Origin of the sequence: Sphingomonas sp. S6 (assembly GCF_043498045.1) — a bacterium.
Classification (GTDB): domain Bacteria; phylum Pseudomonadota; class Alphaproteobacteria; order Sphingomonadales; family Sphingomonadaceae; genus Sphingomonas.
In genome coordinates this window covers 226,607-252,361 of sequence record NZ_JBIEOE010000005.1, presented here as the reverse complement: position 1 = coordinate 252,361, position 25,755 = coordinate 226,607, and the positions used below count along the sequence as shown (strand labels likewise).

The following is a 25,755-nucleotide window of genomic DNA, read 5'->3' as shown; positions in this document are numbered from 1 at the left end:
GGATCATTCGATCCGCGCGGTATCGCCCTTCAGGTTTAACCGGAAAAAGGGCGCCGCGGTGCCGCCGAAATGCGCGCGGCGAAAGGCGGCGTCGGTGCCGCGCGCGACGTCCTTCAGCCCCCAATAGTCGACGAAGCTCAGGACATCGCCCTCGCCCGTCACCCACCAGCAATAGGCCTGGCTGGGCTCCTCGACCGGGTTGGCGGCGACGAGGCCGCTGCCGTTGAGTGGCCGCCACGGACCGCGCAGATCGTCGGCCACCATGCCGTACAGGCCTGTGGGTGCGCCGATGCCGGCGGCGAAGCGTTTGGCCTGCGTCGACCAGAACAGATAATACAGGCCATCGCGCACGACGATATGCGGCCGCTCCAGTTCGTTGTTGACCCCGATCGCGCTCACCAGCGGCGCCTCCACCGCCCAGCCGAGGCCGTCGCGGGTGGCAAGGCCGATGACGCCGTCGTGGACGTCCGCCTCGCCCGCGGCGGAGCCGGTGAACAGCAGATGCTCGCGCGCCGTCACGGGATCGTGGAAATAGCCCGGATCGCGAAAGCCCTTGATCCGGTCGTCCACCGGCGCGTCCTGTTCGGTCGGCGCATACCAATGCCCGTCGGCGCGCACCGTCTCGATCGGTTCGCCCCAGTCGGTGACGCGGCCGTCGACGAGGCGCCCGGTGGTTTCGAACAACCGCTGCATGAAGCGCGGGCCACCGCCGGCCGCACCCGCCGCGGTGAAGTGCATCGTCAGCGTCTCACCGTCCTCGTGCAGCCAGGCGCTGCCCGACCATTCGCGTGTGCCGGGCGTGAAGCCGTCGGGAAAGGCATTGCCGTGATCGCGCCAGCCATCCGCGCCGATGCTGTATAGGCGGATGCGGGCGACGTCGTGTCGCGCCTCGGGATCGGGCGCGTGCGGCACGGCGAGGAAGAACCAATATTGCCGCCCGTCGATCGTCGCGGTCGTGCCGTCGCGACGCGCGATCGGCCACATGTCCCACAGGTCGCGCGCCGGATCGATCGCCACCACGTCTTTCGCCAGGATCACCGGCAGCCGCGCTGCCGCATCGGCCACCGCCCGCGCGGCATCCTCGCGCCGCCACACGCTCATGCCCGTGCCTCCACCGCGGGGCGCTCGCGCACCCAGACCACCGCCGCCGCCGCGCAGACCATCAGCACGCCGCACACTGTCAGCACGTTGCGCGGATCGCTGCCCAGCCACGGGCCATAGATCAGCGGCATCGTCGCCGAGAAGATCAGCATCGGCACGACGATCATCATGTTGAATATGCCCATGTACACGCCCGTCCGTTCGGGCGGGATCGCGCCGGCCAGAATGACATACGGGTTGCCCATCATGCTCGCCCAGCCGATGCCGATGCCGATCGCGGGCACGAACAGCATCGCTGCGGTCAAGACATGCGGCAGCGCCATCATCCCCGCGCCGGCCAGGACCAGGCAGACGGCATGCAGCTTGGCCGCGCCGATCCGGCGGGCGAGCGGCACCATCGCAAAGGCGGCGACGCAGGCGATGCCGTTATACCACGCCGCCATCACGCCGTTGGTCAGCACCGCGGAATGGAAGCCGCTGGAGGTCGCGTCGGCGGTGCCATAGACTGACCGGCCGATCGCGTAGATGACATAGGCCCAATAGGCCATCATCGCATACCATTGGAACAGGCTCATCAACGCGAGCTTACGCATCGCCATCGGCATCTGGACGATCGCGGTGCCGATCTCGCGCAGCGCCGCGCCCAGCCCCTTGGGCGCCGCCGCGATCCGCGCGCGCTCGGCGAGCGACAGCGGCAGTTCGGGCACGCGCCGCACCGAATAGACGATCGTCGTCAGCGACAGCACCGCGCCGACCATGAAGGCGATGCGCGCGGTATAGGGGATGTTGTGCGCGTCGACCCAATCCTGGTTCATCCCCGCCCAGACCAGCAGCGACGGCGTCAGGAAGGCGAGCATCTGTGCAAGGCCCGTAAACGCCGATTGCGTCAGAAACCCGATCTGATGCTGGCTGGGATCGAGGCGGTCGGACACGTAGGCGCGATACGGCTCCATCGTGATGTTGTTGCCGGCATCGAGGATCCACAGCAGCGACACCGCCATCAGGATCGAACTGCTCAGCGGCATGCAGAACAACCCGATCGCGCACATCAGCGCACCCACCAGGAAATAGGGCGTCCGCCGGCCCCAGCGCGAATCCGTCCGGTCGCTCAACGCGCCGATCAGCGGCTGGACCAGCAACCCCGTCATCGGCCCCGCCAATTGCAACAGCGGCAGCGACGCCTCCGACGCGCCCAGATAGCTGTAGATCGGCGCCATATTGCCCTGCTGGAGCCCGAAACTGAATTGCAGCCCCAGGAACCCGAGATTCATCTCAAGAATACGCGGCACCGACAATCGCGGCTTCATCTCCGGCATACGCATGGCGCCTCTCCCTGACGGACGCCATCGTCGCAGCGTCGTCAGGTCAGCGATAGCGATTTGCGCCGATCAACACAACAATCGATTGCATGCCGTGCAATTAGCCATAGGCGTTGCCGTCCAGCCGCCCCGTCGCGCGCAGCAGCGCTGCCTGCGCCACCAGGACATCCGCCCGCGCCGACGCCACCGCCAGTTGCGCGCTGCGATAGCTTTGGTCGGCGACAAGAATGTCGATCGTCGTGCGCAGGCCGACGGCATATTCGGCGCGCACTCCCTTCAGCGCAAGGTCGGCGGCGGCGAGACCGTCGACGTTCGCACGTAGCCGATCCCGCGCCGCACTCAGCGTCGCCCAGGCGGCATCGACGCTACGGACGGTTTCGCGCTGCGTCGCTTCGGCCTGAAAGCGCTCAGCGCGGTTGGTCGCCTGTGCCTGGCGAATGCGCGAGGGCACGAGGCCACCGGTCAGCAACGGTATGCGCAGACTGAGCCCGGCGGAGGCGGCGGCGTCATACCCACGCGTCCGGCCATCGGCGACGATCAGGCCGCGGCCGTAACCGCCCGTCAGGTCCAGCGATGGCGCGCCCTCCGCGCGGGCCGCATCGATCCGTGCGGCGGATCCTGCGACGACGCGGCGCTGCTGAAGCAGCAGGGGGTTCGACGCCTCGGCCGCCTCGCGTGCCTGGGCACGATCGACGGGCAGCGCGGCGGGCGGCGGCACGTCGGCCACCAAAGCACCGGCCTCCTGCCCCACCGCGGCGCGATAGGCGGCGGCGGCGGTGGCGAGCGCCCCTTCTGCGTCGGCGAGATTGGCGACGACGGTCGCGCGCTGCGCCTCCAGCTGTGCGACGTCGGTGCGCGTCCCCTGCCCCAGATTGAAGCGCGAACGTGCCTCGTCCACCTGTCGGTCGAGCCGCTCGATGCCGACGCGCGCCACCTCGACCGCCTGCTGGTTGTAGAGCAGGTCGGCATAAGCGAGCACGACGCCTTGCAGGATCGCCGCCTCTGTATCGCGCAGCCCCTCCGCTCCGGCGGCGACATCCTCGCGTGCCGCCCGGACCGCGGCGCGCACCCGCCCGCCGGTCCAGATCGGCACATCGGCGGCGACCGACGCGTTGCCGGTACTGCCATAGCCGAGCCGGTCGTACCCCGCGCCCCCGTTGGCCGACAGCGTGGGCCGCCCGAGCGCCCGCGCCTGCACGGGCGTCTCCGCCAGCGCCTCCTGCCACGCCCGCGCTGCCGCGAGCTGCGGGTTGGTGGCATAGGCCGCCGCGATCGCCTCGCGCAGTGTTTCGGCAGAGGCGGGCGCTGCGCTCAGCAGCAGCGCGATGGCGGCGAGGCGCTTAGTCATGGCGCAACGCCCATGCCGGCGCCGCGCGGCTCGCCTTCAACGCCTGCCCCAGCACGGTCAGCACGGCGATCACGACGGCGAGCAAGGTCGCGCCGAGGAAGAACAGCGGCGACAGGCTGATCCGATCTACGAAGCCCGCCAGCCACGTCCGCATCGCGAAGAAGGCGATCGGCCAGGCGACGAGGTTGGCGATCAGCACCGGCCGCAGGAACTGCCCGACCAGCAGCTTCACGATATCGCCGGACGACGCGCCCAGCGTCTTGCGGATGCCGATCTCCTTGATCCGCCGCGCGGTGTTGAACGAAGCAAGCCCCCACAGACCGACGCAACCGATCACCACGGCCAAGCCCGCACCGATCGCGAACAGGCGCGTCGCCTGCTCGTCGGCCTTGTAGAAGTCATCGAGCCGGTCATCCGCGCTCTTGCCGCCGAACGGCACCTGCGGCGCCATCCGCTGCCATATCGCCTTCACCTGCGCCAGCGCGACACGCGGATCGCCTGCCACCCGCACGCTCGCGACGGTCACGAACGACGGCGCCTTGGTCGTGTAGTAATAATAAGTCGCCACGGTCGGCGTGCGGGGCGATCTGAAGCGCATATCGGGGACGACCCCGATGATCGTACGCGGGCGGTCGCCGCCGACTGTCTTCCCGATGGCCTCATCCGCCGAACGGAAACCCAGCGTACCGACGGCCTTCATCGTGATGATGATGTTCTTGGCCGCCCCGGATGGTCGCTGACTGTTGTCGTCCATGCGATGCGCGTTGTCGAACAGCCGCCCCGCCACCGCGCCGACTCCATGCGCTTTGAAAAAGTCGGGTCCGACATCGACCCAGTTCAGCATCGGGCCGTCTCCCGGCCGCCCTGGGATCGGAACGTTGTCGCTGCTCATGCTGCCGCTACCGCCCACAGCAAAGTTGGAGAGGCCGACCGCCCTGACCATCGGCAGCGCGCGGATCGCGGCGACGATAGCGTTGGCCTGGCCCGGACTGATCTGCGAGCTGGACAGCGACGGGATCACCAGCAAGCCATCGCGCCGGAAGCCTACATCGGCGGTCCGCACGTAGCGGGTCTGCGCGACCAGCACCGCAGTGCCGATCATGAAGGCGATGGCGAGGCCGAACTGAAAGACGACCAGCGCCTCGCGCGTCCGCGTTCCCGCCCGGCCGCCGCCCGGCGCTCGTGACGACGCCAGCACCGCCGCCGCCGGAAACCGTGCGAGCATCACCGCGGGATAGAAGCCCGCCGCAATCCCCGTGACGAGCGCCAGCACGACCAGCGCCGGAACGATCACCTGATACGGGATGGTCAGCGACAAGCCACCCGCCGCATTGACCAGCGGCAGGCCCAACTCGGCCAGGATCAAACCGGCCAGCGCTGCCACTGCGACAGTCAGCACGGCTTCGCCCAGGAACTGGCGAACGAGCGCGCTGCGACTGCCACCTAGTACCTTGCGCATCGCGACCTCGCGTGCGCGTAACCCCGCGCGCGCCGTGGCAAGATTGACGTAATTGACCAGCGCGATCAGCAGCGTCAGCACGCCGACGATGCCCAGCGTCACGACCGTCTGCCGCTGTCCGTCGCCGATATCGTTGGTCAGATGCACCTTGGTCAGCGGATACATGGCAAGGCCTATCGATTCCGACGGCTTCGGCCCCATGTCCCGCACGCCATGCCGCTCGACGAACGCAGGCATCTTCTGTTCGAACGCCTGCGCCGCCGCCGGCGTGTCGAAGCGGAGATAGGTCGACAGCGACGTGCTGCCCCAGTGCGTCCATTGCTCGGGATGACCTGTCTTTGGTAGTTGGACCAGCATCGTGAATTGCCGTTCGGTCGCCGCGGGGAGATCGCGGAAGATGCCCTTGACCTGATATTGTTTCGGCAGGTCCCCAGCTGCGGCGATCGTCATCGTCTGGCCGATCGGATCGGTGGTGCCGAAATATTTGCGCGCCTGGCTTTCGCTGAGCAGCAGGCCGGTCGGCGATGCGAGCGCCTGTCGCCCGTCGCCCTTCACCATCGGGATATCGAACACATCGAAGAAGGACGGATCGACCTGCGCCACGTCCTCGCGCGTCGCGACGCCGTTGCGCAGCACGCTGCCGCCGTTCTTGCCGCCGGAGTAGCGCGTGCCAACGATATCGGGGAAATCGCCCTTCAATTCGTCGAGCAGCCCACCCATCGTTTCAGGCGTCGGGCCGTTATATTCGCTTCCTTTCAGGTTCCAGATGGTTTCGACCAGGTAAATCTTGTCGTGGTTCGGCAGCCATTTCTCGAACCCCGTCTCGAACCGGACGTACAGGCCCAGCACCAGGAACACGGCGATGCCCACGGCGAGGCCGCCGATGTTGAGCGCAGCATACAACTTGTGCCGGGTCAGCGAGCGATACAGCGACAAAAGCGCGAAGCGGTTCATGGCGTCCCCCTCAGATCGCGCGCATGGCGCTGGCGACGATGCGGCCGTCGAGCATGTCGATGCGGCGCTTCGCCATGTCGGCGTGGCTGGGCGAGTGGGTCACCATCACGATCGTCGCGCCCTCGGCATTCAGCGCGGACAGGATGCCCATCACCTGCTCGCCGTTGGCGGTGTCGAGGTTGCCGGTCGGTTCGTCCGCCAGGATCAGCTTGGGATCGCCGACGATCGCGCGGGCGATGGCAGCGCGCTGCTGCTGGCCGCCTGACAATTGGTGCGGGAAGTGTCGCGCGCGATGGGCGATGCCCACCTTGTCCATCGCCGCGGCGACGCGCGCCTTCCGGTCGCCTGCGTCCTTCCGATAGGCGAGGCCGAGCGCGATATTTTCCTCGATCGTCAGTTCGTCGATCAGGTTGAAGCTTTGGAACACGAAGCCCAGCGTACTGCCGCGAAACTTGGCGAGCTCCGCCTCATCCAACGCAGCAAGGTCGCGATCGCCAAACAGGTAGCGACCGCCCGTCGGGCGATCGACCGTGCCCAATGTGTTGAGCAACGTCGACTTGCCGCAGCCCGACGGCCCCATGATGGCCAGGAATTCGCCCGCCGCGACGTGCAGGTCGATGTCGGCAAGCGCGGTCGTTTCCACCTCGTCGGAGACGTAGCGGCGCTGGATATTTTCGAGACGGATCACGAATGGCCCTTTCAACGGATGTTGAGGATGTCGCCCTTCACGGACGACGTGTTGCTGGTGACGATGCGTTCGCCGGGCTGCAGACCGGACAGGATCTCGACCTGTTCGGGGTTGCGACGGCCGGTCTTGATGGTGCGGCGGCGGGCATGGCGGCCATCGGCGTCGAGAACGAAGGCCGCGGTGCCACCACCCGATTCCAGCCAGCCACCAACCGGCGCGACCAGAGCGGGTGCGGTGCTGCCGAGCGTGATACGCGTATCGATCGTCTGGCCGCGGTTCAGGCTCGCCGTCGGCGCCCGGTCGAACGTCAGTTCGACGCGGAAGCGACCGTCCTTCACCGCCGGCAGCACCTTCGACACGGTCAGCGCCATGCCGTTCGCCGTGGCGCGCTGACCGACCGCGACGCGGCCGAGGTAATATTCGTCGACATCTGCCTCCAGCTTCCACGACCCTTCGCTGTCGACCTGCCCCGCGGGGTCGCCGGGCTTCAGCGTCTGCCCGGGCTGAAGTATGAAGTTGGTGAGCCGCCCGCCTGCGGGTGCGCGGATTGTCAGCGCGTCGAGCCCCGATCGCACCGCGGCAAGGTTGCGCTCCAGCCGCGTGCGCGTGTCGTCGAGCCGCGCGCCCTGCGTCGTGGTGATCCGCGCCTCGGCGGCACCACCCGATTGCAGCTGCGCCAACCGCTTTTCCTGATACGCCGCTTCTTCGGCATAGCTCTTCACGCCAGCATCGGAAACGAAGCCCTTGTCGTGCAGCTGCTGGCGAATGCCGAGGTCGCGGCGCGCCTTGATGAGGTCGTAGTTCGCCTGTGCGATCTGTCCCGCCCGATCGAGGCGATTGCGCGCGATGCCAAGGTTCTCGCCGGCAAGGCCACCCAGCTGGCTGGCGATCTGCGCCTCGCGGGTCAGCACGTCGAGCTTCAGCGTCGGATTGGCGAGGGTCGCGAGCGGCTGTCCCTCCGCCACCATCGTACCGTCCTGGACCAGCAGTTTCTCGACCTGCCCGCCCGACAGCACGCCGACCAAAGTGGTGACACGCGGGGCCACGGTCGCCCGGACCGGCAGATAATCGGCGAAGGGTGCGCGTTCGACCGTACCGGTATCGATGTCCGTGGCGGCGACGTCCGTCGATCCGCTCGCCGGCATGATCCGCCACAGCGCGATCGCAGCGATCAGTGCGAGGCAAACGGCGATCGCGCCGCGGCGGCGCCACCATGGGCGTGCGGGCCGATCGACGCGGCGGTCCATGGCGGCGCCCGGCGACGTACCGGGGGAAGCAGTTGCGTGTTCGGACGGTTCGGTCATCATGGCGCCAGTGTCGCCGCGAACAGCCGAAAAGCCTAAACCGTTATGAATACTAGACTTTCACCCCAAGCACCGGACGACGACCGTTCGCAGGCGGACGCACTGTCCACAAATGGACGGTCGGACGGCGTGTCAACCGGACGGACGATTCTACTGATCGACGACAATCCGGCGGTGTTCGGCGCGATGGACATCGCCTTCCGCATGGCCGGCCATCGGCTGGATGGTGCGAGGGGGCCGGAAGAGGCGATGTCGCGCCTCGCGACGCAGCGCTACGATGCGATCCTGCTCGACCTCAACTTCACGCCGGGGGAGTCGAGTGGCGAACAGGGTCTCGCCTGCCTCGCCCGGATCATGGCCGACGATCCGGCCGCCTGCGTCATCGTGCTGACCGCGCATAGTGGTATCCGCATCGCGGTCGCCGCGATGCAGGCCGGTGCGCGCGATTTCGCGATGAAGCCGTGGCGCAACGCCGACCTGCTCGCGCGCGTCGAGGGCGCGATCTTGCGCGGCGCGGCAGCGGCCCCGGCATCGCCGCAATCCGCCGGAGCCGAACCCGCTCGCCTGCTCGGCGACAGCGAGCCGATGGAGCGGGTGCGCGCGCTGATCCGCCGCATCGCGCCGACACCGGCGGGCGTCACCGTCACCGGTCCGGCCGGAAGCGGCCGGACGCTCGCAGCGCTGGCGATCCACGCCGCCTCGCCATGGGCCATGCGGCCGCCGATCAAGATCGACCTGCGCGATCCCGCCGGCTGGGCGTTGCTCGACATGGGCGAAGGCACCGCGATCCTGCGCCACCCAGACGGGCTGGACCCGTTCGCACAGGATCAGCTTGCCCAGCGGCTGCCCACCGGCATCCGCTGCATCGCCATCGCGTCCAGCGTCTCGGCGCTGTCGCCCGCCCTGCAACGTCGGCTGGCGACGGTGGAGGTGGCGATGCCGCCACTCGCGCTGCGCGGCGACGATGCGGTGCTGCTCGCGCGCCATTTCGCGCGCCTCGCCGCGGAGCGGTTCGTGCGGCCGCCGGTCCGCTTCACCGATGCCGCGGTCACGGCGATCCGCAGCGCCGTCTGGCCGGACGAGGTCCGCGGCCTCGCGCTGGCGATCGAACGCGCGGTGCTGCTGTCCGACGATGGCATCCTCGATGCCGCCCTCATCGCACCCGCCGCCCCGATCGCGGACATTGCGGTCCCCACCGCGCCAGAAGCGAACTTCGCGCTGAGCGATGCCGAGCGCGCGATGATCGAGGCGGCGCTGCGCGAACATCGCCACAATGTTACGCAGGCGGCGACGGCGCTCGGCCTCAGCCGCGGCGCACTGTATCGGCGGATGGCACGCTATGGTCTCTAGGCGCGGGCCGTCGCCCATCGCCCTCAGCTTCGGGCTGATCGTGGCGGGCATCGTCGCGGCCTTGGCCTGGCAGCAGGGCACCTGGGGCCTAGGCGCCGGGGCAGCGCTGGTCGCGCTGTGGCTGGCCGCGCTCAACTGGTGGCTGGTGTCACGCCCGCGTGAGGTAGTGCGCCCCAACCCCGCACGGCCCGACGACGCCGACGGGCTGGTGCTGCGCCTGCTGCTCGACGCCGCGCCGACGCCGCTGCTGGCGATCGACGCCACTGCCGCGCGCGCGCTGAACCGCGCCGCCCGCCGCCTGTTCGGAACCGACGACCGTATCCTGCCCGTGCCCCCGGCGCTGGCCGATGCCACCGCCACCCACCTGCGCCACGAAGGCCGCGGCTGGCGGATCGACCGCGTGCGCGTCGCCAACGGGCAGGACGTCGCCGCGCTGATCGACATCGAACAGGAGGAGCGCGCTGCCGAAGCCCGCGCCAGCGCAGAGATGATCCAGGTCCTGGGGCACGAATTGCTCAACGGCCTCGCCCCCATCGCCTCGCTCGCCGAAAGCGGCGCCGCGGCGGTGGCGCGGTCCGAGGTCGATGTGGCGCTGCTGCGCGAAATCCTCGAGACGCTGGCGCGCCGGGCGGAGGGGTTGCAGCGCTTCACGGAAGCCTATCGCGCCATCGCCCGCCTGCCGGAACCCACGCGTCGTGCGGTGCCGGTGGGTGAGCTGGCGGATGATCTGGCGCGGCTCTTTGCCACGCGCTGGCCCGCCGTCGCGCTGTCGGTGGCGGCGGATGCCGACGCCTGGACGCTCGATCGCGACCAGATCGTGCAGGCGGTTTGGGCGCTGTTACAGAATGCTGCCGAAGCGGCCACCGCCGCGCACGCCGCCAGGGCCAAAGTGGCGCTGCGCGTCACGGCAAGCGACACGCTGGCCATCGAGATAGAGGACAATGGCGCCGGCGTTCCCGCAGACGCCGTCGCCCGCATCTTCCGTCCCTTTCATACCACCAAGGCGGACGGCACCGGTGTAGGCCTCAGCCTCGCGCGGCAGATCGCGCTGGCGCATGGCGGCACGTTGACGCTAGCCTCCGATGCGCCGACCCGTTTCCGCCTCACGATCCCCTGACGGCGCCAAACCCCCTTTCGCGCGTTCAGCGCCCGACCCAAGAGGAGCCCGATCGATGGCCAACGAAACCAGCGCCAATAACCAGCCCGCCGGCTATGTCCCCCCTGAAGTGTGGACGTGGAACCCAGGCAACGGCGGCCAATTCGCGAACATCAACCGCCCCATTTCCGGCGCGACGCAACAACGCGACCTCCCCACCGGCGACCATGCCCTGCAACTCTATTCGCTGGGCACGCCTAACGGGCAGAAGGTGACGATCATGCTCGAAGAGCTGCTCGCCGCCGGCCACGCGGGCGCGGAGTATGACGCCTGGCCGATCGAGATCGGCAAGGGCGACCAGTTCGGCAGCGGCTTCGTCGCGATCAATCCCAATTCGAAAATCCCGGCGCTGCTCGACCGTCGCAGCGATCCGCCGCTACATTTGTTCGAAAGCGGATCGATCCTGGTCCACCTCGCCGAAAGCTTCGGCGCGTTCCTGCCCGCCTCCGGCCGGGCGCGCGTCGAAACGCTCAACTGGCTGATGTGGCAGATGGGATCCGCGCCCTTCGTCGGCGGCGGCTTCGGCCATTTCTACGCCTATGCCCCCTTCCGCATCCAATATGCGATCGACCGCTATGCGATGGAGGCGAAGCGGCAGCTGCACGTGCTCGACACGCGGCTGTCCGACAATGCGTTCCTCGCGGGCGACGACTATACGATCGCCGATATCGCCGCCTGGCCTTGGTACGGCGGGTTGATGGACGGCATCTACAGCGCGCAAAAGTTCCTGTCGGTCGAGGAATACCCGAACGTCCGCCGTTGGACCAATACGATCGCCGCACGCGAAGGCGTCCGCCGCGGTCGCATCGTCAACCGGCTGACCGGGGCGCCCGGCACCTTCCTCGCCGAACGCCACAGCGCGGCGGATATCGACCGTGCGTTGGCGGAAGCTGCGGACGGCGCCAAAAACTGACGTCATCCCATCAAAGGCTGGGATCTTCCGGTTCCATGAGCCGAGAGAGGCCCCAGCCTTCGCTGGGGCGACGCCTCAGAGGCGTTACCCGATCAAGCGGTAACCGATGCCCTGTTCGTTCGCGATCAGGCTGCCGACCGCGTTGGGCGCCTCCAGCTTCTGGCGCAGGTTGCGGATCACGATGCGGAGATATTCGACCTTCGGATCGTGGCCGCCCCACACGCGCTGCAGGATCAGTTTGTGCGTCACGACGCGCCCGGCATGGTCGGCGAGCAGCGTCAACACCTCATATTCCTTGCGCGTCAGATGCACCTCGACGCCCGCTCGCTCCACCCGATGGGCGGCGGGATCGATCGTCACCTCGCCAGCGCGCACGACGCCGGCCCCCTTTGCCTCGCTACGCCGCAGCGCGACGCGAAGGCGGGCGAGCAATTCCTCACTGTCGAACGGCTTGGTGACGTAATCGTCCGCGCCGAGATCGAGTGCGGCAACCTTGTCCTCGGTCGCGTCGCGCGCGGAGACGACCAGCAGCGCGATCCCCGGCGTCCGCGCGATGACCGGCACCAGCTCTAGCCCGTCGCGGCCCGGCAACCCCAGATCGAGCAGCACCGCATCGGGCGCGGTCTGCGCCACCGCGGCCAGCGCCACGCGCGCATCGGCGGCATCGATCACCTCATGGCCGGCGCGCTCCAGCGTCTGGCGAAGCAACCGCCGGATCGCCGGTTCGTCATCCACCACCAGCACGCGCGCCATCAGATCTGCCCCTCGACCACTGCATCGCGTACGATCGTGGCGGACGGGAAAACCAGGGTAAAGCGCGCGCCCGCGCCATCGTCGCGGTTGGCGGCCTCCACGCCGACGCCCATCGCCTCGGCGAACGCCTTGACGATGGCGAGGCCCAGCCCTGTGCCTCCGGCCGACCGGTCCGATCCGTCGAAGCGGCGGAACGTGTCGAAGATCGCGCTCTCCGCTCCCGGCGGCAACCCCGGCCCCTCATCCACCACCGACAACCGCAACGTTGCGCCGCGATGCGCGCCGACGATCCGGATCGCCGTGCCTGGATCGGCATAGCGCCCGGCATTGTCGAGCAGGTTGAGCAGGCAATGGTGCAGCAACTGCGGATCGCATCGGACCAGCGGCAAATCGGGTGGCACCTCCAACCGGATTGCGTGACCGGCGAGCGCTGCGCGCGCGTCATGCGCCGCGCCCGTCACCGCATCGGCAAGGTCGATCGGCTCGATCGCCAGCGTCAGCGCCCCTGCCTCGATCCGCGCCATGTCGAGCAGATTGGCGACGAACCGGTCGAGCCGCCGCGTCTCGACCTCGATCGTCGTGACCAGATCCGGCGTCACGCCGTGGCGCAGTTCGGCGGCAGCGGCCTTCACTGCGGTCAGCGGCGTGCGCAGGTCGTGGCTGACCGACGACAGCAGCGCGCCACGCAGACGGTCGCGGGTGCGGATCGTCTCGACGTCGCGCATCTCACCCTCCAGCCGCAGCCGCTCCAGCACCATCGCCGCCTGGTCGATCAGGCTGGTCAGCAAGGGCAATTGGTCGGCACGCACCGGATCGCCGCCGCCATCGCGTGCCAGCCCCAGCACGGCCAGCGTCCGCCCGGCATGTGACAGCGGGTGGAACACCCAGTCCGATGCGGTCAACGTGCCCGATCCGCGCCCGGTGGTCGTCGCATTGTCGAATGCCCATTGCGCCGCGGCGAGATCGAGCGTGCCGAGCTGATACCCTTCCGCATCGGCGGCCTGCACATCGAGCCCCCCGGCACCCGCGCCAAGCAGCACGGCGTGCACGTCGAGAATATGCGCGATCTCGCGACAGGTGGCGCGCTTCACCGCCGCATCGTCGGCCAGCTCGGTCAGCTGACGCAGGAAGCCGGTCAGCGCGGCATTGGTGCGCGCGCTCTGACTGGCCAGATCGGCCTGCGCCCGGACGCGCGCCGCGAGATGGCTGGTGACGAACGCGACACCGAGCAGCACGAACACCGAGATGACGTTCTCAGGGTTGTTGATCGTGAACGTGCCGGTCGGGGGCAGGAAGAAGAAATTATAGGCGAGGCTCGATGCCAGTCCCGCAAACAGCCCGGTGCGCAGCCCGAAAAGGCTCGCCGCCGCCATCACCGGCAGCAGGTACAGCATGCCGACATTGCCGAGTTGCAGCACGCGGAACAGCGCGGTGCCGATGCCGGTGACGCCCGCGATCATCGCGCTGGTCGCGACATAGCCCAGCCGCGTGCCCCAGGCGCCGCGTCGCAGCGGCAGGCGTTCGGGCTTTGCGGCACCACCCGCGACGGGCAGGACGTGGACGGTGACGCCCGGCGTCTCGCGCACCAGCCGGTCGACCACCGATCCGTGCCGCAGCTCGAACCAGCGCGACCGGCGCGACTTGCCGACGATCAGCTGCGTTGCGCGCGCATCGGCCAGATACCCCTTGATCCCCTCGACCACCCCCGCCGCGGGAACGGTCACGACCGTCGCGCCGAGTTGCGTCGCCAGCGTCATCGCCGCCGCGACGCGGGCGTGCTGCGCATCGCTGAACGCGGCGACGCGCGGTGTCTCGATGAACAGCGCCGTCCACGGCCCGCGCAGGCCATCGGCGACGCGCTTGCCGGCCCGCACCAGCCCTTCGCCGCCGGCCAGTTCGTTGATCGCGACGACGATCCGCTCCGCCCCCGCCCAGGTGCCGCCGACCCCCAGCGCGCGGACATGCTCCAGCATCTGCGCGTCGACCGCCTGCGCGGCGCGGGTCAGCGCCAGTTCGCGCAGGGCCGACAAATTGGATTTGGAGAAAAAGTGCTGGAGCGCGCGCGTCGCCTCCTGCGGCAGATAGACCTTGCCCGCCTTGAGCCGCTCGATCAGTTCGTCGGGCGGGATGTCGACGACCTCGATCTCGGCCGCCTCCAGGACGCTGTCGGGCACCGTCTCGCGCACGCGGACATGGGTGAAGCCCGCGACGATATCGTTGAGGCTTTCGACATGCTGGATGTTGATCGTCGAATAGACGTCGATCCCGGCGGCGAGCAGTTCCTCGACGTCCTGATGCCGCTTGGGATGGCGGCTGCCCGGCGCATTGGTGTGCGCCAGCTCGTCGACCAGCGCGAGGCGCGGCGCGCGGGCGATCAGCGCGTCGAGGTCCATCTCGTGCAGCGTCCGCCCCTCGTACGGGATGGCGAGGCGCGGCAGGATTTCGAAGCCGCGGGTCAGCGCGTCCGTCTCGGCACGGCCATGCGTCTCGACCACGCCGACGACGACATCGACGCCCTCGCGCGCCCGCGCCTTCCCTTCGGACAGCATCTCGAACGTCTTGCCGACGCCCGGTGCCGCCCCAAGGAAGATCTTCAGGCGGCCACGACCCTCCTGCGCCGCCTGACGCAGCAGTGCCTGGGGGTCGGGCCGGCCGTCACTCATCGCCTGACGGATGCGTCGAGCGCGCGGTTAAGTGCAAGTACATTCACATGGGGGTCGCCCAGCAGCGGGCTCTCGGTCGCACCGGCGATCAGCGCCTCCACCCGGGCGAGCGGCAGGCCGCGGACACGGGCGATGCGGGGCGCCTGCGCCAGCGCTGCGCCGGGCGACAGGTCGGGGTCGAGGCCCGATCCGCTGGTGGTGACGAGGTCGGCGGGGATCGGCCCCGTCACACCCTCTGCCCGGCGCTTCGCCACATCGGCGGTGACGCGATCGGCCAGCGCCTTGCTTGCGGGGCCGAGGTTCGATCCGCTCGACGCCATGCCGTCATAGCCCTTGCCCGCCGCCGACGGGCGCGTCTGGAAATAGCGGTCCGACGTGAACGCCTGCCCGACCACGTCCGACCCGATCACGCGCCCGCCCTGTTCGATCAGGCTGCCGTTCGCCTGATGGGGGAAGACCAGCTGGCCAACGCCGGTCATCGCCAGCGGATAGACGATGCCGAGCAATGCGGCGAACAACAGCGTCATCACGATCGCCGGCCGCAATGCCGAAGAGAAATCCTTGCCCATATTCTATACTCCTCAGGCCAGTCCGAGGCCACCGACGACGATGTCGATCAGCTTGATTCCGATGAACGGAGCGAGCAGACCGCCCAGCCCATAGATGGCCAGGTTGCGCGCCAGCAGCGGCCCCGCCCCCATCGGTCGATAGGTCACGCCCTTCAGCGCCAGCGGCACCAGCGCCGGGATGATCAGCGCGTTGAAGATGATCGCCGACAGGATCGCGCTTTGCGGCGTCGTCAGCCCCATCACGTTGAGCACGCCGAGCCCCGGATAGAGGGCGACGAACATCGCCGGGATGATCGCGAAATATTTGGCGACGTCATTGGCAACCGAAAAGGTCGTCAGCGCCCCGCGAGTCATCAGCAACTGCTTGCCCAGCCCGACGACCTCGATCAGCTTGGTGGGGTCGCTGTCCAGGTCGACCATATTGCCCGCCTCGCGCGCCGCCTGCGTGCCGGTGTTCATCGCCACGCCGACGTCCGCCTGCGCCAGCGCCGGCGCGTCGTTGGTGCCGTCGCCGCACATCGCGACCAGCCGCCCGCCGGTCTGTTCCTTGCGGATCAGGTCCAGCTTGTCCTCTGGCGTCGCCTGGGCGAGGAAGTCGTCGACGCCCGCCTCTGCCGCGATCGCCGCCGCGGTCAGCGGATTGTCGCCGGTGATCATCACGGTCCGGATGCCCATCTGCCGCAGTTCGGCGAAGCGTTCGCGGATGCCCGCCTTGACCACGTCCTTCAGGAAGATCGCACCGAGCAACCGGCCGTCCTTCGCCACCGCCAGCGGCGTGCCACCGGCGCGGGCGATCTCGTCCGTAATGCGGCGCAATTCGGTTGCCGCGGCGGTCTCGCCACTGCCCGGATTGGCGCGCAGGATCGAATCGACCGCGCCCTTCTGGATCAGCGTGTCCCCGATCCGCACCCCCGACACGCGGGTCTGGGCGGTGAAGGCGATCACCTCGGCGTGGCTTGGCAACGTCGCCGTCTGCCCGAACCGTTCGCGCGCCAGCACGACGATTGAACGGCCTTCGGGCGTCTCGTCCGCCAGGCTGGCGAGAAGCGCAGCTTCGGCGAGATCCTCTCCGCTCGCACCGCCGACGCTGCGGAACTCGCTCGCTTGCCGATCGCCGATCGTGATCGTCCCCGTCTTGTCGAGCAGGAGGACGTCGATATCGCCCGCCGCCTCCACCGCACGACCCGACTTGGCGAGCACGTTGAAGCGGACCAGCCGGTCCATCCCCGCAATGCCGATCGCGGACAGCAGCGCGGCGATCGTCGTCGGGATCAGCGTGATCAGCAGCGCCGCCAGGATCGCGACCGGGATCGACCCGCCGGCATAGCTGGCGAAGCCCGGAATGGTCGCGACCGCGATCAGAAAGATGATCGTCAGGCCGGTCAGCAGGATGGTCAGCGCGATCTCGTTCGGCGTCTTCTGCCGCTCGGCGCCCTCGACCAGCGCGATCATGCGATCGAGGAAGCCCTGCCCCGGTTCGACCGTGACGCGCACCTTGATGGAATCGGAGATGACGCGCGTGCCCGCCGTCACCGCCGACCGGTCGCCACCCGCCTCGCGGATCACCGGCGCGCTTTCGCCGGTGATCGCGGCTTCGTTGACCGATGCGACGCCCTGGATCACCTCGCCATCGGACGGGATCAGATCGCCCGTCTCGACCAGCACGACGTCGCCGACGGTCAGCCTCGTGCCGGCCACCAGCTCCCAGGCGTCGCCGACGCCGATCAGCCGCTTGGCCTTCAGTTCGGCCTTGGCATCGCGCAGGCTCGCCGCCTGCGCCTTGCCGCGCCCTTCCGCCAGCGCTTCGGCGAAGGTGCCGAACAATACGGTCAGCCACAGCCAGACGACCAATTGCAGTTTGAAGCCGGTCGACAGGCCGTCCTGCCCGACCGCGAGCAGCACGGTCAGCAGCACCGCGACGACCGCGGTGGTGAACATCACCGGGTTACGGATCAACTGCCGGGGATCGAGTTTGACGAAGGCATCGCGGATCGCCGGCACGATCAGCTCTGCAGTGAACAGCGAAGCGTTGCTTGTCTGGGCCATGATGACGGCGCCCCTTACGAAAGCTGGCCACCGATCATCGCGAGATGATCGGCAATAGGACCGAGAGCGAGGCTCGGCAGGAAGGTGAGGCCGCCCAGCACCAGGATGATGCCGACCAGCAGGCCGACCCACAGGCCGCCGGTGGTCGGGAAGGATCCCGCACCCGCCGACGTGTGCCGCTTGGCGGCAAGGCTGCCGGCGATCGCCAGCATCGGCACGATCACGAAGAACCGCCCGATCCACATCGCGACGCCCAGCAGGCCGTTGTACCAGGGCGTACCGGCGGTCAGGCCCGCAAAGGCCGATCCGTTGTTCCCGACCGCGCTGGTGAAGGCGTACAGGATCTCGCTAAAGCCATGCGGCCCCTTATTGAGCGGCCCGGCTAGGCCCGCCTGCGCGACCACGGACAGCGCCGTGCCGCCCAGGATCACCAGCGGCAGCACAGCAATCGCCAGCACCGCGAGCTTCACCTCGCGCGCCTCGATCTTCTTGCCGACATATTCGGGGGTGCGGCCCACCATCAGGCCGGCGACGAAGACGGCAAGGATGGCGAACAGCAGGAAGCCGTAGATGCCGGCACCGACGCCGCCGACCACCACTTCGCCCAGTTGCATGTTGATCAGCGGGATCATGCCGCCCAGCGCGGTGAAGCTGTCGTGCATCGCATTGACCGCGCCGCACGACGCCGCCGTGGTGACGACCGAGAAAAGGGCGGACGCGGCGATGCCGAAGCGCACCTCCTTGCCCTCCATATTGCCGCCTGCGACACCCAGATGGTGCAGCACCGGATTGCCCGCGGCTTCCTGCCAATAGGTGACGCCAACGCCGGCCAGGAACAGCAGCAGCATCGCCGCAAGGATTGCCCAGCCCTGCCGCGTGTCGCCCACCGCCTTGCCGAACGTCCAGGTCAGGCCCATGCCGATCACGAAGATCGACGCCATCTGCACGAAATTGACTAGCGCGCCGGGGTTTTCAAACGGATGCGCACTATTGGCGTTGAAGAAGCCGCCACCGTTGGTGCCGAGCATCTTGATCGCTTCCTGGCTGGCGACCGGGCCCAGCGCCAGCGTCTGGCGCAGCCCCTCCAGCGTCGTCACGTCGACCGAACCGGCCAGCGTCTGCGGCACGCCGCTCGCGATCAGGAAGATCGTGTAGACGATGCAGGCCGGCAGCAGCAGGTACAAAGTGATCCGGGTCATGTCGGCCCAGAAGTTGCCGATGCCATTTGCCTGCCGCCGCGCGAAGCCGCGGAACAGCGCGAAGGCCAGCGCGATGCCCGTCGCTGCTGACGTGAAATTGTGGATGGCCAGCGCCAGCATCTGGCTGAGGTTCGACAGCGTCGATTCCCCCGCATACCATTGCCAGTTGGTGTTGGTGGTGAAGCTGACCGCGACGTTGAACGCGCCATCCGCGCCCACGCCCGCATAATGCAGCGGGTTCAGCGGCAGCACCGCCTGCAAGCGCAGCACGGCATAGGTAAACAGCATCAGCGCAATGTTGAACAGCAGCATATGGACGGCGTAGCGGCGCCAACCCTGCTCTTCCGCCGGGTCGATGCCCGACAGACGATAGAAGCCGCGCTCGACGGGGCCGAGCACGGCATGAAGCGGCGTGCGCCGCCCCTCGTACAGCGCGAACAGCCACAGGCCGACCGGCTTGACGAGGGCGAGCAGCACCGCGACGAAGGCGAGGATCAGGCCCCAACCCTGAATGGTCATGACAGCGCTCCCTTCAGAAGCGTTCGGGGCGGAGCAGCACCGCCACCAGATAGGCGAGCAGGCCGAGCGCGCAGGCGGCGGCGAGCCACAGGTCGATGGTCATCGCGCGTCCCCCCTCACGCTTTGTCGCACAGGCGGGCATAGGCCAGCGTCAGCGCCGACAGCCCGCCGATGATCGACAGCCAGATGATATCCTGCATGGAAACGTCTCCCCGTTCAGAAGGCGGCGGTGAGCGAGACGAGCGCGGTGCTGCCAGCGATGTTGCCGGTGCCGTCCTGTCCCTTGCTGAAGCTCGGCCGCAGATAGGCGGCGTCACGGTTCGAGATGTTGGTGTCGATCCAGGCGACACCCAGCGTCAGATTGCGCCAGCTGGTGTCGACGCCCAGCGACCAATCCCAATAATCGCCGGTCGGCGTCGGGGCGGTGGCATTGGGGCCCAGGCCGTCCATGCCCCAGCTGTGGCCGATATGCGCCTTGGCGGTGAACGGCGTGCCGTGGATCGCCGCCGCGCCGTCGCCCCAGACGTACAGATTGTCGCTCTTCGCGCCGGGATGGTCGTAGACCCCCGCCGCCGCGCTCGCGCCGTTATCGTACCATTTGCCGATCGCCTGCTGCTTGGGAGCGTAGGCGGCCCCCGCGGTCAGCGAGACCGGGCCGGTGGTGCCCGACAGCTTCACATAGGGTTCGGCATAGTCGGTCTTGTTGGCGCCGCCCGGATACATGTACCAGGTCAGGCCGACGTCGAGCGTGCCGGTCGGGCTGATCTTGGTCTTGTACCCGCCGATCAGGTCCAGCTCCATATTGGCGCCGCCGAACGTGCCCCAGCCGGCAAGGTTCGACGCCCAGGCGCCGACATAGACGCCGCTCTTATGCGCGACGGTCAGCCCGGCCTGCACCGCCATATGCTCGTCGGTCTGCGAGATGCCGCGCAGGCGATAGTCGGACAGGATCGCAGCCGAGCCGCTGATCGTCACCGCCGGCGGCGGCGCGGTGTCGGTGCTCTGGGCATAAGCGGGCGCCGCGACGGGCAGCAGGGCGACGGCAAAACAATAACGGATACGCACGAAATCGAACCTCCCACGAACGGAGGATCCGGGCGCCACGAACGGGCGCCGGATCCTCCTGCGGGCAAGGCAATTAGGCCGTGCGTCCGTAGGGTTTCGAGAGCGATTATCGGGTCAGGGCGTATGTTTTCCGTATGTTTTTACGCGGGCCGGCTCACGCCGCCGCGACGAAGGCGTCCAGCCGCGCCAGATGTGCCGCCACCGCGTCCGGCGGCAGAAACGATCCGGTGAAGCTGTTGCGCGCCAGCGTCGCCAGCGCCGCGCGGTCCAGCCCCCGCGCCGCCGCCACCGCGCGGTAATTGTCCGCGACATAGCCGCCGAAATAGGCGGGATCGTCCGAATTGATCGTCGCGCGCAGCCCCTGTGCCAGCATCGCATCGATCGGGTGATCCTCGATCCGGTCGACGACGCACAATTTCAGGTTGGACAGCGGGCACACCGTCAGCGTCATCCCCTCAGCTGCCAGTCGCGCGACCAAAGCCGCATCCTCCAGCGAGCGGTTGCCATGATCGATCCGGTCCACGGCCAGCAGATCGAGCGCCTGCCAAACATAATCAGGCGGCCCCTCTTCCCCCGCATGCGCGACCAGCTTCAGCCCCTTCGCGCGGGCGGCGGCAAAGACGCGCGCGAACTTCTCGGGCGGATGGCCGACCTCGGACGAATCGAGCCCGACTGCGGTGATCCGGTCGAGCCACGGCATCGCCTCTTCCAGCGTTGCGAACGCCTCCTCTTCGCTCAGGTGACGCAGGAAGCTCATGATGAGCGCGCTGGTCATGCCATGCCGCGCTTCCGCCTCCGCCATCGCGGAGAGCAGCCCCTCGATCACCTCGGCGAACGGGATGCCGCGTGCGGTGTGCGTCTGCGGGTCGAACATGATCTCGGCATGGACCACCCCGTCCGCGGCGGCACGGTCGAAATAGGCAGCGGCCAGATCGTGGAAGTCGGCGCGCGTGCGCAGCACGTCCGCCCCGGCATAATAGATGTCGAGGAAATCCTGCAGGTTGGAAAAGGCATAGGCCGCCCGCACCGCCTCCACCGACGCATAGGGGATCGCGACACCGTTGCGCTTGGCCAGCGCGAACATCAGCTCGGGCTCCAGACTGCCCTCGATGTGCAGGTGAAGCTCGGCCTTGGGCAAGGCGGTGATGAAATCGGTCATGCGGTCACTCCAAGCACGGCGACCGAAACTGCAACGCGAACCGCCGTTCCGCAAGCGGCGCCCGGCCTACCAGCCCATGCTGCCCGGCACGCCCTTGAACGGTCCGGCCAGGTCCGCCGTGATCCATCCGCCATAAAAGCCGCCCGGCTGCGGGACCACCTGCTCGCCATCGACCAGGCAGCGGTCGAACGGCCCGGCGTAAAAGGCGACATGGTCGCGCAGGATCGCGAAGGCGCGTGTCGGATCGCGATAGCTCCACGCGACATCGGCCAGCCGGACGTCGCCGACCTGCACATGCCAGTACACCGCATGTCCCTTCCATTCGCAGAAGGAGCGCCGGTCGGACGGGATCAGCACGCCGGGCGCAATGTCCGCGGGCGGGATGTACCAGCTGGGCGGATGGCTGGTCTCCAGCGTGCGGACGGGCGCGCGGGTGTCGGCCACTACGACGCCGCGATGCTCGATGCGAACGTGCCGATCGCTCGCCTCGGCCACCGCGGGCCGCGGAAAGTCCCAGACGCTCTGCTGCCCCGGGCGGATGGGATCGGGCCGTGGCTTCACGCGCGGGCCTCGCGCCGCTGCAGCCAGCGCTGCAAGCGCGGCCGCACCCGCAGGAAGCTGCGGTACAGCCGCTCCAGCGTCGCCAGGACGATGGGATTGCGCGCCGCGACACCCAGCGGACGCAGCAGCGGGATCGCACGCCACATCGCCGCGAAAGCGGCCGCACCCGACAGCAACGGCCCATCGTCCTCGCGCGCATGGAAGCGCGCCAGCATCGCGCTGCGGTCGATCGGGCAGGTCCCTTGCCCGGCGACGTCGACGAAATTGATCCGGCCGCGACGGTCCAGCCGGCGCATCAGTGCGATCTCACGCTGGCACAGCGGACACTGGCCGTCATGCCATACGGTTACGCGGTGCATCGCCCCTCCGCCGGATTGTCGCGCCAGATCCGCTCGGCCAGCAATGTCGCGAAGCCCAGCCAGCCGACGAAGGGCACGGCCAGCGCCGCCGCCGGCCGGTCGACGCGCGCGGCGGTGGCGACATAGGCCGCGCCCGTCGCCACCATCGCGCCCGACACCGCCGCGCTCGCGCCCAATTGCCGCTCGCGAAAGAACAGCTGTGTCCAGCCGCCGATCAGTGCGCTGTTGACCAGCCACAGGCCGATCGCGGCATTGCGGGTCGGCCCCGGCGCGCGGCGGAACAGGCGATAGCCGCCCACCGCCAACCCCGTCTCCAGCACCGGCCACACCGCGCCGAAGGCGGCGTCGGGCGGCGTGAAGCCGGGCTTGTCGAGCTTGCGATACCAGCGCCGTACGCCGGGATGCGATGCGTCGGGTGCATTGCGCCGCCCGACCAGCGCGCTGATCCCAAGCACGGCGGCGACCGATGCCAGCGCCGCACCGCGGCTCAATCCGCCGCTGCCGGTGTCAGCCGGCCGTCCGCTGTCCCTGTCCAACTACCACCTCCTGTGATCACCTGTCGCTACAGCGAGCCACACGCGCGGACGTTCCAGTCCGCCACCACGGCAGATGATTTGGGCCCATGGCGCCCGCGACGCGTTACCGGCGGATGAGCTCGCACCACGACCGCTACGCCTATCGCCCCATCACCGATCGCCCCGTTTACGACTGGCCCAATGGTGGCCGCCTCGCCATCTATCTGGGCGTCAATTACGAGGTATTCCAGTTCGGCAGCGGCCTCGGTGCAGAGCTCGCCCCGGCACAGACCGATCCTGACGTGATGAACTATGCCTGGCGCGATTACGGCAACCGCGTTGGCGCGTGGCGGCTGTTCGATCTGTTCGACCGGCTCGACCTGCGCACGACGGCGTTGGTCAATGCGGACGTGCTCGATGCCTGCCCCGGCCTGGCCGAGGCATGCCGCGACCGTGGCGACGAGATTGCGGCGCATGGCGCCACCAACGCCGCGGCGCAGGGCGACCTGTCCGGCCGGCGCGAGGCGGCGATGATCGGCGACGTCACCGAACGACTTGCCGCGCTCGGCGTCCGTCCGACGGGGTGGCTCGGCCCCTGGATTTCCGAAAGCGCGCAGACCCCGGACCTGCTCGCGCAGCAGGGCTATCGCTACGTTCTCGACTGGGCGCATGACGACCAGCCGACGCGGCTGTCGACCGCGCACGGCGGGCTGCTGTCGATCCCCTATTCGCAGGAGATCAACGACATCCCCGCGATCATCGCCCGCCGGCAGGAGGCGGAGACGTTCGCCGGTATGATCCGCGCCGCCGTCGAGCAATTGCTGTCGGAATGCGACCGCCGCCCCGTGGTGCTCGGCATCGCGCTCCACCCGTACATCATGGGGCAGGCGCACCGCACGCCCGCCCTCGCCCGCGTGCTGACCGAGCTCCGCGCCGCGAACGACCCGCGTATCTGGTGGACCACCGCCGGCGAGATCGCCGCGCATGTCGAGGCAAACGATCTGGCGGTGTGAACCGCGGCCGGAAACCCATCACGATCGAAAAGGATGGCGCGACGCCTCCGTCCGGCTAGGCTGGCGCAATGCAGCGTCTTCACATCGCGATTGCCGGCTGCGGCCCGGCCGGTCTCGCCACCGCGCTGCTGCTGCATCGCGACGGCCATCATGTCACCCTGTTCGAACGGTTCGATGCGCCCCGCCCCGTGGGGTCAGGCCTGATGATCCAGCCGACCGGTTTTGCGGTCCTGCGCGCATTGGGTCTGGCCGACGCCCTGCTCGACCATGGTACCCGCATCGATCGCCTGCATGGCGAGGCGGGGAGCAGCGGCCGGGTCGTCCTCTCCGTCCGCTATGCCGCGCTCGGCAAGCGGGCGGGGTTCGGGGTCGGCGTGCATCGCGCGACCCTGTTCGCACTGCTGCATCAGGCCGTCGCTGCCGAGGGGATCGCGATCGAAACCGGCTGCGCGGTGTCCGGCAGCGACCTTTCCGCCGGCGACCGTCGCATCTTGCTGCTGGAGGGCGGCCGCCGGATCGGCCCATTCGACCTCATCGTCGACGCGCTCGGCACGCGGACGCCGCTGGTGCCGCCCTGCGGCCGCACGCTCGCCTATGGCGCGTTGTGGGGGACGCTCGACTGGCCCGCCGATGCCGGCTTCGATCCAGCCGCGCTCGAACAGCGCTATCGGCGGGCGAGCGTGATGGTCGGCGTGCTGCCGATCGGACGGTTTCCGGGCGACCCGCGCCAGCAGGCGGCGCTCTTCTGGTCGCTGCGCGCCGATCGGCTCGCGGAATGGCAGGCGGCGGGGCTCGACGCGTGGAAAGCGGAGGTGTCCGCCTTATGGCCGGCGACGCACGCTTTGCTCGACCAGATCCGATCCCCCGACCAGCTGACCTTCGCCCGCTACGCCCATCGGACGCTGCCGACTCCAGCGGAAACGGGCATGATCCACATCGGCGACGCCTGGCATTCGGCGAGCCCGCAATTGGGACAGGGCGCCAACATGGCGCTGCTCGATGCTTATGCGCTCGCGCTCGCGTTGCGAGGATCGCCGGACGTGGCCGCGGCGCTGGGCAAGGCGATCGCGATGCGGCGCCGGCACGTGCATCTGTACCAGGCCCTCACCGCGCTGTTCACTCCCGTCTACCAGTCCGACAGCCGGGCGCTTCCGTTCGTGCGCGATCGGATCGTCGGGCCGTTGTCGAAACTGTGGCCGGCAACGCGCATCCAGGCGGCGATGGTCAGCGGGCTGATCGGCAACCCGTTGAAACCCTTGTTCGGCTGACGGCACGCACCGCGCCGCGTTCCTACCAAAATGCAAGGTGACGGCAGCACCGTCCGGCGATAGGGCGGTGGGGTGAGCGCGATACGCCATCATATCCTGCACCATCGCTGGTTGGCCGTCTGGCTGATCGCGCTGACGCTGCTGATGAAGGTCGTGGTGCCCAACGGCTATATGCTGGGTTCGTCGAACGGCACCTTCACGATCGAGATCTGCTCGGGCTACGGCCCGGTGACGATGACCATGGCGATGCCCGGCATGGCGCATCACAACGACAAGCCGGATCACGGCAAGGCGGAGCAGCCCTGCGCCTTCGCCGGACTGAATGCCCCGGCGATGAGCGGCGCCGATCCGCTGCTGCTCGCGCTGGTCGTCGCCTTCATCGTCGCGACCGTGTTCCGGACCGCCGTTCCGCCCGCACCGCGGCAGTCTACCCGCCTCCGCCCCCCGCTGCGCGCGCCACCCGCCACCGCCTGA

At 68.7% G+C, this 25,755-nt stretch carries 23 protein-coding genes; 6 read left to right on the top strand and 17 right to left on the bottom strand.

Annotated features, from left to right (window positions below; genetic code table 11):
- Positions 1–3: 3 nt before the first annotated feature.
- The 6 genes from ACGVWT_RS11025 to ACGVWT_RS11000 all read right to left on the bottom strand — a co-directional run bounded on the left by ACGVWT_RS11025 (position 4) and on the right by ACGVWT_RS11000 (position 8,176).
- On the bottom strand, positions 4–1,101 hold the full coding sequence (locus ACGVWT_RS11025) for a glycoside hydrolase family 68 protein (protein WP_315462325.1): 1,098 nt from the start codon (positions 1,099–1,101) through the stop codon (positions 4–6).
- Positions 1,098–2,423: an MFS transporter gene (locus ACGVWT_RS11020; protein WP_394426352.1), complete on the bottom strand. Its 1,326-nt coding sequence runs from the start codon at positions 2,421–2,423 to the stop codon at positions 1,098–1,100. The genes ACGVWT_RS11025 and ACGVWT_RS11020 overlap by 4 nt, the downstream gene beginning before the upstream one ends.
- A 97-nt stretch (positions 2,424–2,520) precedes the next feature.
- Positions 2,521–3,768: a TolC family outer membrane protein gene (locus ACGVWT_RS11015; protein ID WP_315462326.1), complete on the bottom strand. Its 1,248-nt coding sequence runs from the start codon at positions 3,766–3,768 to the stop codon at positions 2,521–2,523.
- On the bottom strand, positions 3,761–6,181 hold the full coding sequence (locus ACGVWT_RS11010; RefSeq protein ID WP_315462327.1) for an FtsX-like permease family protein: 2,421 nt from the start codon (positions 6,179–6,181) through the stop codon (positions 3,761–3,763). Before ACGVWT_RS11010 ends, ACGVWT_RS11015 begins: the two co-directional genes overlap by 8 nt.
- A gap of 10 nt (positions 6,182–6,191) precedes the next feature.
- Positions 6,192–6,869 (bottom strand): ABC transporter ATP-binding protein, encoded by a 678-nt coding sequence (locus ACGVWT_RS11005; protein ID WP_024310477.1) that lies wholly within the window; start codon positions 6,867–6,869, stop codon positions 6,192–6,194.
- Between the two features lie 11 nt (positions 6,870–6,880).
- The gene (locus tag ACGVWT_RS11000) at positions 6,881–8,176 is read right to left on the bottom strand and encodes an HlyD family efflux transporter periplasmic adaptor subunit (RefSeq protein WP_315471954.1); all 1,296 of its coding nucleotides are present in this window, start codon (positions 8,174–8,176) and stop codon (positions 6,881–6,883) included.
- 126 nt (positions 8,177–8,302) lie between these two features.
- Between ACGVWT_RS11000 and ACGVWT_RS10995 the strand changes: the two genes are divergently transcribed.
- The 3 genes from ACGVWT_RS10995 to yghU are packed head-to-tail and all read left to right on the top strand — an operon-like array spanning position 8,303 to position 11,592.
- Positions 8,303–9,523 carry a sigma-54 dependent transcriptional regulator gene (locus ACGVWT_RS10995; RefSeq protein ID WP_315462329.1) on the top strand — a complete coding sequence of 407 codons (1,221 nt, stop codon included), beginning with the start codon at positions 8,303–8,305 and terminating at the stop codon, positions 9,521–9,523.
- Complete coding sequence (locus ACGVWT_RS10990) at positions 9,513–10,640, top strand: PAS domain-containing sensor histidine kinase (protein ID WP_315462330.1); 1,128 nt, start codon at positions 9,513–9,515, stop codon at positions 10,638–10,640. Before ACGVWT_RS10995 ends, ACGVWT_RS10990 begins: the two co-directional genes overlap by 11 nt.
- A gap of 55 nt (positions 10,641–10,695) precedes the next feature.
- Positions 10,696–11,592: a glutathione-dependent disulfide-bond oxidoreductase gene (gene yghU, locus ACGVWT_RS10985; protein ID WP_315462331.1), complete on the top strand. Its 897-nt coding sequence runs from the start codon at positions 10,696–10,698 to the stop codon at positions 11,590–11,592.
- Positions 11,593–11,676: 84 nt separating this feature from the next.
- On the opposite strand, the gene ACGVWT_RS10980 is transcribed toward yghU, so the two are convergent.
- The 11 genes from ACGVWT_RS10980 to ACGVWT_RS10930 form a co-directional block, all read right to left on the bottom strand.
- Entirely contained in the window at positions 11,677–12,345 is a 669-nt protein-coding gene (locus ACGVWT_RS10980; RefSeq protein ID WP_315462332.1) for a response regulator transcription factor, read from the bottom strand.
- Positions 12,345–15,008: a sensor histidine kinase KdpD gene (locus ACGVWT_RS10975; RefSeq protein ID WP_315462333.1), complete on the bottom strand. Its 2,664-nt coding sequence runs from the start codon at positions 15,006–15,008 to the stop codon at positions 12,345–12,347. Before ACGVWT_RS10975 ends, ACGVWT_RS10980 begins: the two co-directional genes overlap by 1 nt.
- Positions 15,005–15,577 carry a potassium-transporting ATPase subunit KdpC gene (kdpC, locus tag ACGVWT_RS10970; RefSeq protein ID WP_315462334.1) on the bottom strand — a complete coding sequence of 191 codons (573 nt, stop codon included), beginning with the start codon at positions 15,575–15,577 and terminating at the stop codon, positions 15,005–15,007. Before kdpC ends, ACGVWT_RS10975 begins: the two co-directional genes overlap by 4 nt.
- A 12-nt stretch (positions 15,578–15,589) precedes the next feature.
- The gene (gene kdpB, locus ACGVWT_RS10965; protein WP_116461526.1) at positions 15,590–17,623 is read right to left on the bottom strand and encodes a potassium-transporting ATPase subunit KdpB; all 2,034 of its coding nucleotides are present in this window, start codon (positions 17,621–17,623) and stop codon (positions 15,590–15,592) included.
- A gap of 14 nt (positions 17,624–17,637) precedes the next feature.
- The gene (gene kdpA / locus ACGVWT_RS10960) at positions 17,638–19,341 is read right to left on the bottom strand and encodes a potassium-transporting ATPase subunit KdpA (protein WP_315462335.1); all 1,704 of its coding nucleotides are present in this window, start codon (positions 19,339–19,341) and stop codon (positions 17,638–17,640) included.
- A 13-nt stretch (positions 19,342–19,354) separates the two neighbouring features.
- Positions 19,355–19,444, bottom strand: coding sequence for a K(+)-transporting ATPase subunit F (gene kdpF, locus ACGVWT_RS10955; protein WP_017978036.1), 90 nt, complete (start codon positions 19,442–19,444; stop codon positions 19,355–19,357).
- 113 nt (positions 19,445–19,557) lie between these two features.
- Positions 19,558–20,406 carry a TorF family putative porin gene (locus ACGVWT_RS10950; RefSeq protein WP_315462336.1) on the bottom strand — a complete coding sequence of 283 codons (849 nt, stop codon included), beginning with the start codon at positions 20,404–20,406 and terminating at the stop codon, positions 19,558–19,560.
- 154 nt (positions 20,407–20,560) lie between these two features.
- Complete coding sequence (locus ACGVWT_RS10945; protein WP_315462337.1) at positions 20,561–21,565, bottom strand: adenosine deaminase; 1,005 nt, start codon at positions 21,563–21,565, stop codon at positions 20,561–20,563.
- A 66-nt stretch (positions 21,566–21,631) separates the two neighbouring features.
- Complete coding sequence (locus ACGVWT_RS10940) at positions 21,632–22,126, bottom strand: DUF427 domain-containing protein (RefSeq protein ID WP_315462338.1); 495 nt, start codon at positions 22,124–22,126, stop codon at positions 21,632–21,634.
- Positions 22,123–22,485 (bottom strand): thiol-disulfide oxidoreductase DCC family protein, encoded by a 363-nt coding sequence (locus tag ACGVWT_RS10935; RefSeq protein WP_315462339.1) that lies wholly within the window; start codon positions 22,483–22,485, stop codon positions 22,123–22,125. The genes ACGVWT_RS10940 and ACGVWT_RS10935 overlap by 4 nt, the downstream gene beginning before the upstream one ends.
- The gene (locus ACGVWT_RS10930) at positions 22,473–23,021 is read right to left on the bottom strand and encodes a TspO/MBR family protein (protein ID WP_315462340.1); all 549 of its coding nucleotides are present in this window, start codon (positions 23,019–23,021) and stop codon (positions 22,473–22,475) included. Before ACGVWT_RS10930 ends, ACGVWT_RS10935 begins: the two co-directional genes overlap by 13 nt.
- Positions 23,022–23,107: 86 nt before the next feature.
- Here ACGVWT_RS10930 and ACGVWT_RS10925 point away from each other — a divergent pair, with 86 nt between their 5' ends.
- The 3 genes from ACGVWT_RS10925 to ACGVWT_RS10915 all read left to right on the top strand — a co-directional run bounded on the left by ACGVWT_RS10925 (position 23,108) and on the right by ACGVWT_RS10915 (position 25,755).
- Positions 23,108–24,013, top strand: a complete 906-nt coding sequence (locus tag ACGVWT_RS10925) for a polysaccharide deacetylase family protein (protein ID WP_315462341.1) — start codon at positions 23,108–23,110, stop codon at positions 24,011–24,013.
- A 68-nt stretch (positions 24,014–24,081) separates the two neighbouring features.
- Entirely contained in the window at positions 24,082–25,281 is a 1,200-nt protein-coding gene (locus ACGVWT_RS10920) for an NAD(P)/FAD-dependent oxidoreductase (protein ID WP_315462342.1), read from the top strand.
- 72 nt (positions 25,282–25,353) lie between these two features.
- Positions 25,354–25,755: a DUF2946 family protein gene (locus tag ACGVWT_RS10915; protein ID WP_315462343.1), complete on the top strand. Its 402-nt coding sequence runs from the start codon at positions 25,354–25,356 to the stop codon at positions 25,753–25,755.